Origin of the sequence: Jatrophihabitans sp., assembly GCF_036000465.1 — a bacterium.
GTDB lineage: Bacteria > Actinomycetota > Actinomycetes > Mycobacteriales > Jatrophihabitantaceae > Jatrophihabitans.
The window spans coordinates 1-15,917 of record NZ_DASYFV010000044.1 but is presented as its reverse complement, the minus strand read 5'-3'; the positions used below and the strand labels follow the sequence as shown (position 1 = coordinate 15,917).

Annotated in this window: 13 protein-coding genes; 4 read left to right on the top strand and 9 right to left on the bottom strand. The window is 70.3% G+C overall.

Annotation, left to right across the window (positions count from 1 at the left end):
- Nucleotides 1–154 precede the first annotated feature (154 nt).
- Complete coding sequence (gene groL, locus VGN18_RS13945; protein WP_327540306.1) at nucleotides 155–1,780, top strand: chaperonin GroEL; 1,626 nt, start codon at nucleotides 155–157, stop codon at nucleotides 1,778–1,780.
- Nucleotides 1,781–1,864: 84 nt separating this feature from the next.
- Here the strand turns inward: groL and VGN18_RS13940 are convergent, their stop codons facing one another.
- Nucleotides 1,865–3,028 (bottom strand): hypothetical protein, encoded by a 1,164-nt coding sequence (locus tag VGN18_RS13940; RefSeq protein ID WP_327540305.1) that lies wholly within the window; start codon nucleotides 3,026–3,028, stop codon nucleotides 1,865–1,867.
- A gap of 127 nt (nucleotides 3,029–3,155) precedes the next feature.
- Nucleotides 3,156–4,151: a glycosyltransferase family 2 protein gene (locus VGN18_RS13935; protein ID WP_327540304.1), complete on the bottom strand. Its 996-nt coding sequence runs from the start codon at nucleotides 4,149–4,151 to the stop codon at nucleotides 3,156–3,158.
- A 305-nt stretch (nucleotides 4,152–4,456) separates the two neighbouring features.
- On the opposite strand from VGN18_RS13935, the gene VGN18_RS13930 reads away from it, so the two are divergent.
- Nucleotides 4,457–6,235, top strand: a complete 1,779-nt coding sequence (locus tag VGN18_RS13930; RefSeq protein ID WP_327540303.1) for a hypothetical protein — start codon at nucleotides 4,457–4,459, stop codon at nucleotides 6,233–6,235.
- A 40-nt stretch (nucleotides 6,236–6,275) separates the two neighbouring features.
- Here the strand turns inward: VGN18_RS13930 and VGN18_RS13925 are convergent, their stop codons facing one another.
- Nucleotides 6,276–6,536: a hypothetical protein gene (locus VGN18_RS13925; protein ID WP_327540302.1), complete on the bottom strand. Its 261-nt coding sequence runs from the start codon at nucleotides 6,534–6,536 to the stop codon at nucleotides 6,276–6,278.
- 116 nt (nucleotides 6,537–6,652) lie between these two features.
- On the opposite strand from VGN18_RS13925, the gene VGN18_RS13920 reads away from it, so the two are divergent.
- Entirely contained in the window at nucleotides 6,653–7,231 is a 579-nt protein-coding gene (locus VGN18_RS13920; protein ID WP_327540301.1) for a hypothetical protein, read from the top strand.
- Nucleotides 7,232–7,238: 7 nt separating this feature from the next.
- On the opposite strand, the gene VGN18_RS13915 is transcribed toward VGN18_RS13920, so the two are convergent.
- The 6 genes from VGN18_RS13915 to VGN18_RS13890 form a co-directional block, all read right to left on the bottom strand.
- A complete protein-coding gene (locus VGN18_RS13915; protein WP_327540300.1) occupies nucleotides 7,239–9,098 on the bottom strand; it encodes a Na+/H+ antiporter in 1,860 nt (619 codons plus the stop codon).
- A gap of 39 nt (nucleotides 9,099–9,137) precedes the next feature.
- Nucleotides 9,138–9,953: a hypothetical protein gene (locus VGN18_RS13910; RefSeq protein ID WP_327540299.1), complete on the bottom strand. Its 816-nt coding sequence runs from the start codon at nucleotides 9,951–9,953 to the stop codon at nucleotides 9,138–9,140.
- A gap of 53 nt (nucleotides 9,954–10,006) precedes the next feature.
- Nucleotides 10,007–10,816 (bottom strand): hypothetical protein, encoded by an 810-nt coding sequence (locus tag VGN18_RS13905; RefSeq protein ID WP_327540298.1) that lies wholly within the window; start codon nucleotides 10,814–10,816, stop codon nucleotides 10,007–10,009.
- The gene (locus VGN18_RS13900; protein WP_327540297.1) at nucleotides 10,813–11,343 is read right to left on the bottom strand and encodes a DinB family protein; all 531 of its coding nucleotides are present in this window, start codon (nucleotides 11,341–11,343) and stop codon (nucleotides 10,813–10,815) included. The genes VGN18_RS13905 and VGN18_RS13900 overlap by 4 nt, the downstream gene beginning before the upstream one ends.
- Nucleotides 11,344–11,360: 17 nt before the next feature.
- A complete protein-coding gene (locus VGN18_RS13895; protein WP_327540296.1) occupies nucleotides 11,361–13,490 on the bottom strand; it encodes an acyltransferase family protein in 2,130 nt (709 codons plus the stop codon).
- A gap of 112 nt (nucleotides 13,491–13,602) precedes the next feature.
- A complete protein-coding gene (locus tag VGN18_RS13890; RefSeq protein WP_327540295.1) occupies nucleotides 13,603–15,216 on the bottom strand; it encodes an FkbM family methyltransferase in 1,614 nt (537 codons plus the stop codon).
- Nucleotides 15,217–15,395: 179 nt separating this feature from the next.
- On the opposite strand from VGN18_RS13890, the gene VGN18_RS13885 reads away from it, so the two are divergent.
- A partial coding sequence (locus tag VGN18_RS13885; protein ID WP_327540294.1) for a glycosyltransferase family A protein occupies nucleotides 15,396–15,917 on the top strand: 522 nt, incomplete at its 3' end.

Here is a 15,917-nt window from a genome sequence, read left to right as displayed (position 1 = left end):
CTTGCACTCGACCGGGGCGAGTGCTAAACCTGAATTAGCACTCGGCTAGCCTGAGTGCCAGCTGGCCTGAGGTGAGGCGCTCCAGTGAGCCGCCGTCCGTCGCGGGCACCGCCGGCCGGATCACAGGCATGTTCAGTGAAGGGACGAAAGCCGAATGGCAAAGTTGATCGCGTTCGACGAGGAGGCCCGTCGCGGCCTCGAGCGCGGCATGAACCAGCTCGCCGACGCAGTGAAGGTGACGCTCGGCCCGAAGGGCCGCAATGTCGTGCTGGAGAAGAAGTGGGGCGCCCCCACGATCACCAACGACGGTGTCTCCATCGCCAAGGAGATCGAGCTCGAGGAGCCGTACGAGAAGATCGGCGCCGAGCTCGTCAAGGAGGTCGCCAAGAAGACCGACGACGTCGCGGGTGACGGCACCACCACGGCCACCGTGCTCGCCCAGGCGCTCGTGCGCGAGGGCCTGCGCAACGTCGCGGCCGGCGCGAACCCGATGGCGCTCAAGCGCGGCATCGAGGCCGCCGTCGCGTCCGTCTCCGAGGTGCTGGGCAACCAGGCCAAGGACGTCGAGACCAAGGAGCAGATCGCGGCCACCGCGTCCATCTCCGCGGCTGACACCACGGTCGGCGAGATCATCGCCGAGGCCATGGACAAGGTCGGCAAGGAAGGTGTCATCACCGTCGAGGAGAGCAACACCTTCGGCCTCGAGCTCGAGCTCACCGAGGGCATGCGCTTCGACAAGGGTCACCTGTCGGCGTACTTCGTCACCGACGCCGAGCGCATGGAGACCGACCTCGAGGACCCGTACATCCTCATCCACGAGGGCAAGATCTCCAACGTCAAGGACATGCTGCCGCTGCTCGAGAAGGTCATGCAGACCGGCAAGCCGCTGGCCATCATCGCCGAGGACGTCGAGGGCGAGGCCCTCGCGACCCTGGTCGTGAACAAGATCCGCGGCACGTTCAAGTCCGTCGCCGTCAAGGCTCCGGGCTTCGGCGACCGCCGCAAGGCCATGCTCGCCGACATCGCCATCCTCACCGGTGGCGAGGTCATCAGCGACACCGTCGGTCTCAAGCTCGAGACCGCCGGCCTGGAGCTGCTCGGCCGCGCGCGCAAGTTCACCACCACCAAGGACGAGACGACGATCGTCGAGGGTGCCGGTGACGCCGACCAGATCCAGGGTCGCGTCAACCAGATCCGCGCCGAGATCGACAAGTCCGACTCCGACTACGACCGCGAGAAGCTGCAGGAGCGGCTGGCGAAGCTGGCCGGCGGCGTCGCGGTCATCAAGGTCGGCGCGGCCACCGAGGTCGAGCTCAAGGAGCGCAAGCACCGCATCGAGGACGCCGTTCGCAACGCGAAGGCGGCCGTCGAGGAGGGCCTGCTCCCGGGTGGTGGCGTGGCTCTGGCCAACGCGACCGTCACGGCGTTCGAGAAGCTGGAGCTCACGGGCGACGAGGCCACCGGTGCGAATATCGTCAAGGTCGCGCTGCTCGCCCCGCTGAAGCAGATCGCCATCAACGCCGGCCTCGAGGGCGGCGTCGTCTCGGAGAAGGTGCTGGGCCTGAAGCCCGGTTGGGGCCTGAACGCCTCCAACGGCGAGTACGTCGACATGTTCAAGGAGGGCATCGTCGAGCCGACCAAGGTCACCCGCTCGGCGCTGCAGAACGCCGCGTCCATCGCCGCGCTCTTCCTGACCACCGAGTGCGTCGTTGCCGACAAGCCGGAGAAGGCGTCCGCGGCGGCCGGTGGCGGCATGCCCGGCGGTGACATGGACTTCTGATCCCGCGCTGGATCAGCAGTACCTGAACACAACGAAGGGGCGGTCCCGAGAGGGACCGCCCCTTTCGTCATGCCAGGCGGCGGTTCAGATCAGAACCCGCTGGAAGTACAGCGCGCTCATGACGTAGCTCAGTACGACCAGCCCGCCGAGCGCCACCGCCTGCACGGCGCGCGGTAGCTTGCGCGTCAGCAACACCGAGGGAAGCAGCAGCGCCTCACTGCGGTAGAGGTGAACGTCGGCCCCGAGACTGAGCGGGAACAGCCAGAACACCAGCACGGTGGTGAGCACCAACCGGTCGAGCGGTTCGAGGTTTCGCCGCTGCCACAGGGCCCAACCGGCCAGACCGACGCACAGGACGGCGACGAGCAGGGTCTGCAGGGCCGCCACCTGATGACGTCCGAGCCCCTGCGCGAACAACGGTCGCAGCGTCACCGCCAGCTTCGAGGTCGGCAGATGCAGCCCGGAGTAGCCGTACTTCTTCTGGATCTTGAAGAAGGCGCTCCAGGTTCCGGTGCCGATCCGCTGCACCGTCAGGACGGCGAGGTAGCCGACGAGCGTCAGCCCGCAGGCCACGATCGCCGCCCTGACCTTGCCGAGGAACGGGCCGATCGAAGGCTCGAGCAGGATCCAGAGCCCCAGCGCAGCGATGAGCAGGAAGCCGGTCGAATACGTGAACGCGGCGGCCGCACCGGCCAGGCCCGTGCGCACCCACCACCGACGCTGCGCGAACCACACCGTGAGGAGCAGGAAGAAGATCTCCATGGAGATCGGGAACACTGCGCGCTGGTACACCTGGCCGAAGAAGAACCCGGCAGTGGCCAGCGCCATCAGGGCAGCCGCACGGTCGCGGCCGTGCCTGAGGAAGCCGTTCCAGAGCACGAGGAGCAGGCCGAATTCGAAGCCGACGGACACGACGACCCCGGTCGCCGGAGCGCTCAGGCCCAGGCGCTCACCGACCCACAGGAGCGTCGGGTACCCGGGGAACCAGCCGGCGTTGCCGCAGTAATCGGCGGGCGTGTACCGGTGGATCCGGGCGCACGAGAAGAGGTTGTAGCCGTGGCGCGAGATGTCTTCGTAGAGCAGCGAGTCGAAGCGCACCCAGGTGCCGGAGTGGAAGAAATCGAAACCGTGACGCGCCGCCGACAGCCAGCAGACGAGATTGGCCAGGACGACGACGGCTGCCGGTGGCCCGAGCGCAAGCATCGGGCGTAGACGTGCGTCCGGTTTCTCCTCGGTCAGTTCAGACACAGGCAGACCGTAGCTGTGAATCGGGACAGTCCCGCAGTCCGGCGCACCGAGCTCTCAAGAACGCGTCGCCGGCGGTGCCGGCGCCGTCCGGAGCGCCGACGACTGACCGGCCGCGGGTCGGCTCAGGTCAGCCGCGAGATTGCCGGGCGCCGGGGATCAGGGCGATCTGCCGCTCCAGGTCGTTCGCGGCCACGATGAGCAGGTCCCGGCGGAGCGTGCGGGTCCGTTCCAGCAGCCAACCCGACGTGAGCAGCAGCATGAAGACGACGAACGACGCCACCCCGGCGATGAGGCTGGGGAAGGTGGTGACCTCGCCGCGACGGAAGTACTCGTTCACCGGACGGATGACGAGCGCGATGCTGAGCAACAGCCACGGCGCCGCCAGGGCCGAGAAGGCGTTGAACGGGTGCAGATCGCGATAGAGCCGCAGCAGCATCCGCAGGATCGAGATGCCGTCGCGATACGTCGACAGCTTGGACTCCGACCCCTCGGGCCGGGCGCCGTACGGAGCCGAGATCTCGGTGTACGCGAAGTCCATCGCGACCGCGTGCGACGCGATCTCCATCTCGAGCTGGAAGCGCTGCGAGCGGATCGGCAGCGATGTGACGAAGCGCCGGCTCATCGCCTTGTAACCGGTCAGGATGTCTTCGAGCCGGACGCCGGTCAGGCGGCGCTGCAGCTGGGTCAGTACCCGGTTGCCGAGCTGGTGCCCGGAGCGGTACGCGGCACCGGCCTCGTCGACCGGCGTGATCCGCCTGACGTTGACCAGGTCGAATCCCTCGCACACGACGAGGTGGATCAGCTCGGCCGCGACCGACGGGTCGTAGGTGGCGTCGCCGTCGGTCATGATCACGACTTCCGACGTGCACACCTCGAACAGCCGACGCACCGCTCGACCCTTGCCGGCCAACGGGACGGCGATGACCTCAGCGCCCCTGGCCCGCGCGATGGCGGCCGTGTCGTCGGTGCACAGGTTGTCCGCGACGATGATCCGCGCCGTGGGCAACGCCGCCAGGAACCCGTCGACGACGCCGCCGATCGCGGCGGCCTCGTTGTGGCACGGGATGATGACCGTGACGTCGGTCGTCGTGCACCGACAGCCGACCCCTTGCGTACTCTCCACCGAACCGCCTTCGTGATCAGATTTCCGGGGCCCCGGCGCTACGAGTGAGGGGCCGAGCAGGGGTGTTACGTTACCCGGCGTGACCGCTGTGACTCGTGCATCTGCTGCCGTCGGGTCGGTTTCCCGCACACCCGTTCGGATCTAACCTCATGCCGTCCACGCCGTCCGATTCGTCGCCACTCTCCACTCAGGACCTCACGGCGGAAGGCTCGGACCCCAGCGGGGCGCCGCCCGAATCCGGCCGCGACGACGCTGATCCGATCGGTCCTACCCCGCGGTCGCGCCTCCGTCGCCGCTCCTCTCTCGTGCTCGGTCTCGCCGGGCTGAGCTACCTCCTCCTGAGCTTCCTGGCCTACTGGCCGGTCGGCCCGTTCGACCAACACCACCTCGTCGACTGCGTGTGCGGTGATCCGGTCCAGGAGGTGTGGTTCCTCGACTGGATGCGATTCGCCGTGGTCCACGGGCACAACCCGTTCATCACGCACTTCATGATCGCGCCGACCGGGGCCAACCTGGCGCTCAACACGTCGTTCCCGCTGCTCGGCGTGCTGGCGTTGCCGATCACGACGACCCTGGGCCCGGTCGCGGCGTACAACTTCATGCTGCGGCTCGCGCTCGCGCTGTCGGCGTTCTCGATGTTCGCGGTGCTGCGGCGCTACACCTCGTGGCTGCCCGCCGCGTACTTCGGCGGCCTGCTGTTCGGGTTCTCGCCCTACATGATCGGGCACGCCCACCGACATCTGTTCCTGACCTTCCTGCCGCTCCTGCCGGTGTTCATCCCGCTCGTCGACGACTGGCTGGTGTCGCGGCGCGCGAACCCGTGGCGAGCCGGCGCGGTCATAGGCCTGGTCGCTGCGGCCGAGTTCCTGATCTCGCCCGAGATCGTGATGACCGTTGCCCTCGCGGTCGTTCTCGGGCTGGTCGTCATCGGACTGTCGCGCCCGCGAGAGGTCCTCGACCGGTTCGGCGTGCTGTGGCGCGGGGTCGTGACGGCGATCGGCGCGTTCTTCCTCGTCGCCGGGGTCCCGGCGTACCTGCTGCTGGCGGGACCGTACCGACCGGTCGGGGCCATTCACTCGGCTGAGTCGCTCGCCCCGTTCAGTGGTGACCTGCTGGCCCCGGTCGTCGGCACGCGCGCACAGTTCCTCACGCCGGCCCGCCTGGCCGTCGTCGGGGACCGCTTCACCAACCGGAGCATCGAGGAGAACGGGTTCTACCTCGGCCTCGCTCTCGTCGTGCTGCTCCTGGTGCTTGCCTTCAGGGGCCGCCGATCGCTGCTCCTGCGCGCTGCGTTCGTCGTCGGCGTGGTGGCATTCGTGCTGGGGCTGGGCAGCACGCTCAAGGTGCGTGGCCACACCGTGCTGAGCCAGATGCCGTTCCGGATCTTCACGAAGGTGCCCATCCTCGAGAACCTCGAACCGGCGCGGCTGTCGCTCTACGTGCAGACCGCCGCCGCGATCGTGCTCGCCGTCGGCCTGGACATCGCGTGGGTCTCGCGTCGCCAGAGCGCCGACGGCGGCGGGCACCGGCGTCGGCCGGACGCGCGCGCGGCCGGGTTGCTGGCGGTGACGGTCGTTTCCCTGGCCTTCCTCGTCCCCACGGTGCCGCTGCCCACGGGGGTCGTCAGGGTGCCCTCCTTCTTCACGACCTCAGCGGTGAAGCGGGTACCCCAAGACGCGCTCGCACTGACGTTTCCCTACGACCGCGCGCCTGCGAACGTACCGATGGTGTGGCAGGTCGAGTCGAAGATGCGTTTCCGCATCTTCGGCGGCGAAGCGTTCGTGCCCGCCCCGAACGGCGTGAGCACCTACCGGATCCGGCCGCCCGCGCCGCCCGACATCAGTGCCATCCTGCTCAGCGGGACCGCGGACCACCCGGGCCGGCCGCCGATGAGCGCGTCGGCGATCGCCGACGTCCGTACCTTCTGCCGCACCTACCACGTGACCGTCGCCCTGGTGGACCCGAACGCCAAGTTCGCCGACGACGTCCGTCTCATCTTCACTCGGGCGCTGGGGTCGGCGCCCCGCATCGAGGGTGACATGTACGTGTGGCTCGACGTGCCAGGGGCCGTCGCTCGCGACTGACGCCGGGTGGCCCTGCCCCTGCTTCTGTCCGCGTGAGCGGTCAGCGGCGGACGAGCGCCGCCAGCCGCCGGCGAATGGCGCGGCCGGCGTCGGCGCTCCCCGCGTCGCGGACCGGCAGCAGCACGCCGTCGGGCCCGGTCGCCCAGCGCAACTCTCCGGCGGTCTCGGCCGGCTCGAGGATGGTGACCCACGGCGCGTAGCCCTCGGTCACGGGAGGGGCCACGCGGTAGGTCGCGGGGCCCGGCCCCGGACGGGGACGGCGGTGGATGGACGTGAGCTCGTGGGCCATCGCGTACGACATGGGACTACCTCCTGCTGCGACCGGCCGGCACCGGTTCTTGCCAGCTACAACGACGCCCGGACCGGATGGATACCGGCCGGCGGACCGGCGGCCAACGGGGTGGGAGCATGGCGGTCGTGAGCGGCCCACGGGACTTCGATCCGATCCGGCTCGGTGGGGCCGAGTTCGACGCCTGGGTGGCGTACTACCGGCGTGACTGGCGCGGTGTGCTGACGTCGGCCGTGCGGATGGTGCGGCTCGGGTTCGGGATGAACCGCCCGCGCACGCTGCAGGGCGCCTGGTGGGTGCTGCGGGCGAACCAGGCCTGGGCGCCGTATCCCGACAACCACCCCGAGAAGGCGCGCGCGCTCATGCGCCGCTTCTACGCGCTGGTGTCGGCGCAGTCGTCGCTGCGCCTCGACCCGACCCGGGCCGCGGCGCTCGAGGTCGAGTGGTGGCGCGTGCACCGTGAGCGGCAGCGCGAGAACCGCGCGTCGGAGGATCAGCTCGCCGAGGCCCTGGTCGACCTCTACGCCTATGTCTACGACACGCCTCGCGAACCCCTTGCCGAGGCCGCGGCCCAGCGGGTGCTGGCCATGCGCCACTCCGACGAGTGGGTCGCCGCCGGTTGCCGCGACGGCGACCCGCTCCTCGACCACGAGCGCACCGCCCTCGTCGCGTCCTACACCGCCCTGCTGGCCGCCGTCCGGCGCTGAGCCGACCTCAGCCCAGCAGCTCGTCCACGTAGCACCAGCGCCAGGCCTCGCCCGGCTCGATCGAGCGCATGACCGGGTGGCCGGTCTCGTGGAAATGCCCCTCGGCGTGCTTGCCGACCGAGGAGTCGCAGCAGCCGACGTGACCGCACGAGAGGCACAGCCGCAGGTGCACCCACCGGGTGCCGTCGCGCAGGCACTGCTCGCAGCCGTCCGGCGTGTTCGCCCGCATCTGTCGCGGCGCCTTCTGCAGGTGCTCGCAGTCGCCGGCGCGCCGCTCCGAGGTGACCAGCTCGTCGTCGACCCGGGCGGCGGCGTCCTCGATGCGGTCGAGCAGGGACTCCTCGAGGTCGATCGCGGTGAGCGCGCTGCGCAGCACCTCGTCGTCGTACACGCCCCGACCGCGCGCCTCGAGGATCGAGCCGCGCTCGGCCGAAAGCATCTGCAGCCGCAGCCGTCGGTACGCGGCCGCCGGGGGTTCGAGCTCGTCCTGGGAGCGGCCGAGCTGCTCCCAGATCTGGTTGCTGCGCCGGTTGGCCCGCTCGCGCAGCTGCTCGAGCACCTCTTCGGGGTCGCTCTCGGTGCGGATCTCCTCCAGCACGGCGAGCCCGGCCTTGGCCGCGTCGGTGACGAGCCCGGCCGACTGCAGCGCGTCCTCGGCGGCGTCGGGCGCCGGCAGGTTCAGCCGGCGCACGAGCCAAGGCAGGGTCAGCCCCTGGACGAGCAGCGTGCCGGCCACGACGGTGAACGCGGCGAGCGCGAGCAGCGCCCGCGCCGGTGTCTCCACCGGCAGCAGGAAGACGGCGGCCAGGGTGACGACGCCGCGCATGCCGGCCCACGAGACGACGGTGCTGACCTGCCAGCTCCACACCTGCAACCGCAGCGCCTTCATGGTGCCGACCACGGCGATCATCCAGACGACGCGGGCCAGGATCGTCACGGCCAGCACCACCAGGCAGGGCCAGGCCACGCGAGCCACGGCCAGGTGCTCGTCGGCGACGCTGCTGAGCAGCCGGCGCAGCTGCAGGCCGATGAGCAGGAAGACTGCGTTCTCGAGCAGAAACTGCACGGTGCGCCAGTTGATGTTCTCGGCGATGCGCGAGCCGGCCGTCTGCAGGATCGGCGCCTTGTGACCGAGCAGCAGCCCGCACACCACGACGGCCAGCACGCCGGAGGCGTGGATCTCCTCGGCGGGCAGGAAGGCGACGTAGGGCGCCGCGAACGACAGCGTCGTGTCGAGGACGCTGTCGTTGATGCGCTTGCGGATCTGGGCGAGGACGAACGCGGCGGCCAGCCCGACCACCACACCGCCGCCCGCGGCGACGACGAAGCTCCAGGCGACGTGCGCGACGGTGACCGAGGCGGTGATCGCGGCGATGGCGGTGTTCAGCGCGACCAGGGCAGTGGCGTCGTTGACCAGGCTCTCGCCCTCGAGGATCGACACGATGCGCCGGGGCATGCCGACCCGGCGGGCGACCGTGGTGGCGGCGACGGCGTCCGGCGGAGCGACGACCGCGCCCAGCGCGAACCCGGCGGCGAGGCTGGCCCCAGGGACGACCCACCACGACACGAGCCCGACCGCGACCGTCGAGAAGGCCACCAGGCCGACCGACAGCAGCAGGATCGCCCGCCGGTTGGCCCGGAAGTCGATCAGGCTGGTGCGGATCGCCGCGGCGTAGAGCAGCGGCGGCAGCAGCCCGATCAGGACGAGGTCGGGCGTCAGTTCGATCTCGAGGAAGTTCGGCACGAACGACAGCCCGACGCCCACCGCCACCAGGACGAGCGGTTCGGACCAGCCGAGCCGCCGGGCGAACCCGGCGACGAATCCGACGACGGCAACCAGCGCGAGGATGTCGAGGGCGGCATGCACCCGTTCAGTCTGCCGGGTGCGTGGTGATGCCCGTCGGGATCAGCCCGAGCTGACCTGGTCGGCGGGCGGTGCCGTGATCGTGACGGGCTGGTTGTAGCGCGTGACGGTGATCTTCGTGGTGACCGTCTGGCCCTGCACGGTGACGTTCTCGTCGACCTCGACCGGCCGGCCCTGGTGGTCGACGTAGAGCTCGACCGGGATGCGGGTCAGACCCGTCTTCTTCAGAGCGTCGATGCCGGGGAAGGTCGAGGGCAGCTTGCCCGTGTCGACCACCATCGAGTAGTGGGTCGTGTCGGCGCCGGCCACGGTCGCCGCGCCCTTGACCGTGACCGAGGAGGCGGCCTGCGCGAAGTCCTTGATCGTGTCGAGCGAGGCCGACGAGCGGGCGGAGGCGATCGACGCCGCCATCTGCTGGATGACCGGGTTGGTGCTGTCGGCCGTGACGAGCGTCCACGGCTTGCCGCTGCCGTGGCGAATCGCGGGCGGCAGCTTCACGTAGGTCTTGTCGCCGACGATGACCACGCCGAGTTCCCCGGCGCCGGGCAGCGTCTCGCTGAGCTGCAGGTTGGACAGCTTGCCGTTGTCGACCTGCTCGTCACCCTGGCCGTTGATCGTCTGGCCGCCCACGCCGACCTCGAGGGTGAGGTGGGCGGACCGGACCGTCTGCATGCCCGCGCGCAGGGCCGTGCCGAGGTCGGTCGCGGTGGTCGGGGTGGCGCCGCCGGACGAGGGCGCCGCCGGGTTCGACGACCCGGCCGAGCCGACGGTGCCCCTCCCCGGAGCGGTCGAGGAGGCGCAGGCTGCGAGCGCGAGGGCGGCGGGCAGGACGATCAGGGCAGTGCGTCGGGAGGTCATGTCACATAAGTACCAGTTCGTCAGCCTTCGTAACGAACCCTGTGGATCACGCCTCAGATCGAGCTGACCGAAGCCGCCGGCGGCGCGGTGATCGTGACCGGCTCGTCGAAGTGGCTCAGAGCGAGCGTCGTGTCGACCGACTGGCCGCTGACGCTCGCGGTGATGGCGACGCGGACGGGGCGGGACTTCGCGTCGAGAGCCAGTTGCACCGGCACGGCGGTGAGGCCGGTGGCGACGAGATCGGCGCGGCCCGGGAAGTCCCGGGGCAGCTTGTCGGGCGCGATCACCATCGAGTAGTCGGTGGCGGCCACCCCGCCGACCCGGGTCGGCCCGACTCGGTTGAGCGAGATCGCCGCAGCGGCGAAGCCGCTGACGCTGGACAGCGATGCCGACGACTTCGCGATGGCGATCGTCGAGGCGAGCTGGCGCACGGCCGCGTTGGTGCTCGTGGCCGACACCCGCACCCACGGCTTGTCGGTCTTCAGCAGCGCGGCCGGCAGCCGGGCGTAGGTGGTGTCACCGACCACGACGACCGTGATGACGCCGAGCGAAGGCAGCTTCTCGGTGGCGGTGAGGGTGTCCAGCCGGCCGCGGGTCAGCGTTTCGGCGCCGGTGCCGGACACGGCCTCACCGGCGAGGGTGAGGTCCAGGCGCAGGCGGGCCGAGCGCACGGTCGCGACCGCGGTCTGCAGCTGCGCGGCGAGCACCGCGGGGGCGACCGGCGTGCCGGGCCGGGCCGTGGCGGTGGCGAGGGGGCTCGCGGAACTCGGCGGGGCCACCGACGACTTCCTCGGTGCGCCCGATCCGGAGCAGCCCGCGACGGCGAGAAGCGCGAGCCCGGCGGCGGCGAGGCGGAGTCTCATGCCCGCACGTCCCAGGCGTGGTGCGCGAGGTCGTGCAGGAAGTAGCGGGCGAACGTGTCGACGGTGAACACCGACCCGTTGCTGCGCCGACCCGGGCGCGACCACTGTCCATCCTCGACGGTCGCGAACGCGCTCGCGATCGAGTCGGCCGCGGCGGCCAGCTGGTCGGCGACAGCGGTCGGGTCCTGCGTCCAGTACTTCGCCTCGAGCGCCGTCTCGTCCTGGTCCCAGTTGGCGAATCGCGGGTCGTCCTCGGTGAGCATGAGGTCGAGACGCTGGGCGAAGAGCAGGCAAACGTCACGGACGTGGCAGCCGTACTCCAGCGGCGACCAGACGTCGGCCCGGGCCCGGGTGGTGGCGCCGGGTCCCAGCACCGCCGCGCGCACCGACGTCGCATGGCGGCGGGTCAGCGCCGGCACCTGACCGGGCGTCACCGACGCCGGATCGAATCCGCAGTCGGGGCACGGTTCGGTGATCGCCCACGTCCAGTCCTTGACGTCGGCGGGTGGGGTCGTCGGCTCGGCCATGACCGTCACGCTACCGATCAGGCGGCGGCGAGCACCTTGCGGACGACCGCGCCGAGGTAGGGCGCGAGGGTGCGGGCGTAGGTGGCGGTCATGTGCGAACCGTCGAAGTAGACCGGCACGCCGCCGGCGACGGCCGGGCACACGACCGGCCCGCAGATGTGGCCGATCAGGTCGGCCAGCACGATGTGCGGATCGTGCACGGCGGCGATGGCTTCGACCAGCGGCTCGCGTGGCAGCCACTTGGCCCGGGTGCCGTTGCACTGCGAGTAGTCGTCGGTGTGCGCGGCCAGGCAGTCGGGGATGAGCGGCTGGCTCGGGGCCGGGGTGTCACGGATGCCGACGACCGGGATGTGCGCCGCGCTGAGCTGGGCGAGGTAGTGCCGATAGCCCTGCGCGTACAGCGGCCAGCTCTGCGCCAGCGACCTGCCCTCGGCGCTGACCGAGACGCGGTTGGTCATCACGACCAGGTTGTAGTGCCCGGTGAGGAGTCGCTTCGCGACGCTCGCACCCCAGTCGACGCAATTGGTGGCGAACTCCGGGGTGGCGAAATTTTGCCGCGTGGTCGCGAAGGCGCACTGCGAGGCGAGGTAGGTGGTGATGCGCCAGTGGTTCTGCGCGGCCAGCGTCTCGAGCGCGGGCAGCCACTGACCGGCGTGCGAGTTGCCGACGAGCGCCACCGAGGTCTTGGCCTTCGGGTCGCCGAACGTGCAGGTGCGGACGGCGAACGCCGGGATGAAGGCGAAGCAGTCGTGGCCGTCGGTCTTGTGGTACGCGTCGGACTTGTCCGTCGCCGCCTGGAGCGGGGTGGGTGTCAGGGCGCCGGTCGTCTTCTCCGGGCAGCGGGCGGGCGCGTCGAACGACGCCGCGCCGAAGCAGGGCTGGGTCCTGGCCTTCGCGAGCGCGGACTTCGCCGCCGTCTCCCGGTGCTTGACCTCGACGACCTGGGCCGTCGCGCAGCCGGCGACGAGAGCCATCAGCGTCGCCCCGAGCACGAACGGCTTGAACAGGGGACGCCCCCACGAACCGGCGCGGAAGCGGTCCTCGACGAAGCGGCGGGTGAGATCGGCGAGGATCAGGGACAGCAGGACGATGACGGCCTTGTCGAGCCGGCCGAGGTGGTCGCCGCTGACGTAGGGGACCAGGACGATCATCGGCCAGTGCCACAGGTAGACGGAGTAGGAGATGTCGCCGAGCCACTGCACCGGCCGGATCTTCAGCACGCGAACGGGGGACCAGCCACTGCCGGGCGCGCAGGCGGCGATCACCGCGGCCGTCCCGAGAGTCGGGACGAGGGCCTTCCAGCCCGGGAACGGCGTGGCGCCGGTATAGGTGAGGCCGGTCAGCAGGATCGCGGCCAACCCGAGCCAGGCGAGGACGACGCGGGCCCCGACCGGCAGCGGCACGGCCTCGGAAACCTTCTGGCGGCCGAGGGCGCGGCGGGACAGCGCGGCGGCGAGCAGGCCGCCGATGCCGAGCTCCCAGACCCGGGTCGGAGTCACGAAATAGGCCCGGGCCGGATCGGTGATCGTCTCGTGGATCGAGTAGTAGAGCGACAGGCCGACGGCGATCGTGAGGCCGATGGTGACGGTCGGGATGAGCTTCCAGCGGCGCCACGCGGCGAGGGCCACGAGGATCAGGATGAGGATCGGCCAGCCGATGTAGAACTGCTCCTCGACCGACAGCGACCAGAAGTGCTGCACCGGTGACGGCGCGGCCGCCGCGGCCAGGTAGTCGACGGAATCGTTGGCCAGCCGCCAGTTGACGATGTAGAGCGCGGCGGCCTTGGCCTGCGCGGCGGTGTTGGCCCACTGCGTGTCGGGCGCGACCAGTCGCGACGCGGCGAGCGTGGCCAGCAGCACCAGCGAGGCCGCCGGCAGCAGGCGGCGGATGCGGCGCGACCAGAACGTGGCGAGGTCGCGGGCCGAGGCCGGCGGGTGGGCCAGCAGGTGCGAGGTGATGAGGAAGCCGGAGATGACGAAGAAGACGTCGACGCCGGTGAAGCCGCCGGTGAAGCGGTGCGGGAACAGGTGGTAGACGAGGACCATCGACACCGCGACCGCCCGCAGACCCTGGATGTCGGGTCGCAGGATCGTCACGGCGGGGGCGGTCGGGGCCGCGGACCGGGCGGGTGCGGTCGTACTGGCCACGCGGAGATCCAGCCTCACTGGGTTCGGGGCACGCGGCGGGAGCCACGTCCGGGCCACCCGATGGTATCGAGACGGGCCGGAAGTCGGGGTGCCCCTCTAAGCGGGCGGTAATTCAGCCCTTCCGGGCCGCAGCCAACCGGGCCTTCAGCGTCCCGGCCCGGCGCCGCAGGCCGTGACGCACGTTCGCCGGGGTGAGACGGAGTGCGCGTCTGAGAGCCTGACCGTCATCGGTCGTCAGGTGCCAGTAGGGACTGCGCGCGACGGTCGAGCTGTCGTCCTTGTAGTACGGCTTCGACAGGGTCAGGTGGGGACGCTCCCAGGCGGTGTGGCGGCGCACCACCCGGGCCGGCACGCCGACTGCGATGCAGTTGTTCGGGATGTTGCGGGTGACCACGCCGGCGTAGCCGATGACCGAGCCGTCGCCGACCTTCGCGCCGCCGAGCACCGCGGCGCCCGCGCCGAGCCAGACGTGGTTTCCGATCGTTATGGATCGCGAGGGGTTCACCCGCTTACCGGTACGCACATCGAAGATGGGATGGCCGTCGTCGGCTCGCACCGCGTTGTCCGAGGCGAACATGACGTCGTTGCCGATGCGGACGACCGCGCCCTCGGCGGCCGAGATCGCGCACGGGGTGGTCGAGGACACGTCGTTGCCGATGCGCACCTGCGCGTCCTGCCCGACGCGGATCTTGGACCGGAAGGCGGGATTGCTGTCGCGGGTGCCGCCGATGGTGACGAATCCGTTGTCGCAGTCGAAGGTGATCACCGTCTGAGCGAGATGGGCGTGATTGCCGAGGACGAGACGGTTGTTGCGACCGAGGAACTTCACCTTGCAGTCGAGGTCGCGGGGGCCGTTGTACTCGATCGAGTTGCCCCGCTCGTCGCTGTAGGGCCCGATCTTGTGGACCCAGATCGCACCGTCGTCGCCGTGGGGTCGGGTCACCGAGCCCGCAGTCCTGCGAACCGGCTCGACCTCCTGAGGGAGGAAGAGAACGTCGGTCGTCCTCGTCAGGCGGGCGAGGTCGAGCGCCCGACCGTCGATGTCGTAGACCCGGTAGCCGAGATCGAGCATGCGGGTGAAGACGGCGAGCTCCGCCTGCCAGTGCGGGTGGGCCTGGCCCCAGCCGATCTCGCACAGCACCGGCGGGCGCGGGCTCCACTGCTCGAAGGCGTCGAGCATGCCGCCGAGCACCTTCGACTCGGCGCCCTCGACGTCGATCTTGACGAAAGCCGGGGTCGCGCCGAGTTCCTCGGGCACGAACTTGCGCACCCGGATCTTGTTCGCGGTCATGCCGGCGGCCCGTTCGGCGATGATGGTGTTCCAGCCGAGATTGCCCGACACGTCGGTGAAGATCTCGATCTCGGCGTCCTCGTCGCTCAGGCCGTACTCGTGCACCACGGTCTCGAACGGCAGGTCGGCCGTCGTGACGCGGCACAGGGCCGCGAGGTTGGGAACCGGTTCGAACAGGTGCGTCGTGCCGGTGAGCCCCAGGGTCTCGCCCAGGATCTTGGTGAAGTAGCCGACGTTCGCGCCGACATCGATGATCATCCCGGTGGGGTCGACGTACGGGGCGACTGCTTCGGCGAGGCGGACATACCCGGCCTTGCGCCTCGCGAACCAGGCGAGGGCCTCCGCGTGCGTGACCGAACCGGCCCGGAACACGGCCGGCATGCTCGGCTTCACCGGTTCCGTCGTCTCGACAGCGGTCGCAGCCTCACGCTCCATCACGGGTTCCCCTTCGGTCGTGGCCGGCGTCGGCGCAGGTGGGGCTAAGGATATGTTGGACCCTTTGTGCAGACCCGCCCGCTGGATTGGCCGATACTCATGTCTATGACTTGCCGACCGTACGCGATCAGTCGACGGTCGCCCGATTCGCCGGTTCCCGGTGCAACCGGGCCGACTCGGTGACCGGGGGCGAGCGCGCGCCGCGGTTCTCGATCGTCACCGCGGCCTACAACGTGGGCCGTTACCTGCAGGACTTCATCGACTCGATCGAGGCGCAGACCCACGGCCTCGACGACATCGAGGTGGTGATGGTCGACGACGGGTCGACCGACGACACGCTGGTCATGCTCGAGCAGTGGGCCGAGCGGCGCCCCGGCGTCGTGCGGGTGCTGACCCAGGCGAACGCCGGGCAGGGTGCCGCACGCAACCTCGGCCTCCAGCACGCGCGGGGCGAGTGGATCACCCTGCCCGACCCGGACGACATCCTCGAGGCCGAGTACTTCGCGCGCGTGGCGAGCTTCCTCGATCGCAACCCCGAGACCGCGATGGTCGCCACGAACCGCATCTTCCTGATGGAGGGGTCGGGCGAGATCGTCGACAGCCACCCCCTGAGGCGCATGTTCGCGGCCGACGACCAGCTCGTCGACCTGGACCAGTTCCCCGATTTCTTCCACGGCAGCGCGCCGGCGTCGTTCGTCCGC